Genomic DNA, 1,545 nt, shown 5'->3' on the forward strand with positions numbered 1-1,545 from the left:
GGGAGAGCCGGACGGTGGCGCGGTCGTCCCGGGTCGGCCGGAGGTGCCCGGCGCCGTCCAGCAGCCCGAGCCGAGCCTTGAGCCGGAGCACCCGCCGGCAGGCGGTCTCGACGGCGGCGAGCAGGGTGGGGTCCTGCTCGACGGCCTCCTCCAGCCGGGCGTAGGAGCGGTCCCAGAGGCTGAGGTCGACGCCGCTGGCCAGGGACAGCGCGGCGGCGGCGGGTTCGGAGCCGGTCATCGTCACCAGCCGGTCCACGGCGTGGCCGTCGGCCATCACCACCCCGTCGAACCCCCAGCGGTCGCGGAGCAGGGTGGTGAGCAGCTCGGGGTTGGCGCAGCAGGGGACGCCGTCGATGTCGTTGTAGGCCGCCATCATCCCCAGCGCCCCGGCCGCCACCCCGGCCTCGACCGGGGGCAGGTGGATCTCGGCCAGGTCGTACGGGCCGATCACCGCGGGGTGGCCGTTGCGTCCGCCGGTGCCCTCGCCCTGGCCGGCCAGGTGCTTGAGCACCACCGCCAGCCCGGTGCCGTCGGCGACCCGCTCCCGGTCCGGCCCCTGCATGCCGCGGACCACTGCGGCGGTGAGCTCGGCGGCCAGCAGCGGGCTCTCCCCGAAGCACTCCTCCGAGCGCCCCCAGCGGGGGTCGCGCAGCAGGTCGAGCGCAGAGACCAGGGCGATGTGGACGCCGGCCGAGCGCAGCTCGCGCGCCACCGCGGCCGCGCACTCCTCGACCAGCCCCGGGTCCCAGCCTGCGGCCAGGGCGAGGTTGGTCGGCAGCAGCGTCCCGCCGAGGGCCTGGTGGCCGTGCGGGGCCTCCTCCACCAGCAGCGGGCCGGTGCCGGTGGGGGAGGCCGCGCGGACGGCGTCGACCACCTGCCCGGCCACCTCGGCGGCGTGCTCGGGCAGGATCCCGTCGTCCCAGGTGCGCCCGGACCAGGCGTCGGCGCGGAACAGCCCGTACAGCGCGCCGAGCCCGTCCCAGCGCGCCACCTCCTCGGCGAAGGCGTCGGTCAGCTCGTAGCGCGGGGCGCGGGCCGGGCCGGTGCGGCGCACGCAGTGCCAGCCGAAGAGCCGCTGGTTGAGCTGGCCGATCCGCTGCCGGGTGTCGAGGCGGGCCAGCACCGCCTCGACCGCCGCGTCGGTGCGGTCGGGGGTCGTCGTGGAGCCGTTCACGCCCGGGCCACCTCGTTGGCGCAGCGCAGCACGTCGGGGTCGAGCAGCCGGGACAGCCGGTCCGGCTCGGCGCCGGCCAGCCCCTCGACGGCGAAGACGTGCTCCTCACCGGGCAGCAGCGTGACCAGGGCGGTGTCCGGACGGGCGGCGGGGTCGACCAGCTCGGCGAGCAGCACGAGGTCGAGGCAGGTCTCCTCGGCCCGGACGCGCACCCGGACCAGCCCGTCGGCCTCGGCCGGCAGCAGCTCGGCGGTGCGCCGGCCGGGGGCCAGCTCGAGCCGTCCCCGGTCGGCGAACCGCCACACGCTGCGGGACGCCGCCCGGCCGGGCAGACCCGCCACCTCGGCCACCAGCAGCTCGCGGCGCTGGTG

Annotated in this window: 1 protein-coding gene and 1 pseudogene; both read right to left on the reverse strand. The window is 77.7% G+C overall.

The window, feature by feature from the left end:
- Positions 1–1,174: glycoside hydrolase family 3 protein (locus tag DVA66_RS20270; RefSeq protein ID WP_198672004.1), on the reverse strand; the 1,174-nt coding region annotated here is incomplete at its 3' end.
- A pseudogene (locus DVA66_RS20275) lies at positions 1,171–1,545 on the reverse strand (hypothetical protein); the annotation flags it as partial. The pseudogene DVA66_RS20275 and the gene DVA66_RS20270, both read right to left, overlap by 4 nt.

It is taken from the genome of Desertihabitans aurantiacus (assembly GCF_003344635.1).
Lineage (GTDB): Bacteria > Actinomycetota > Actinomycetes > Propionibacteriales > Propionibacteriaceae > Desertihabitans > Desertihabitans aurantiacus.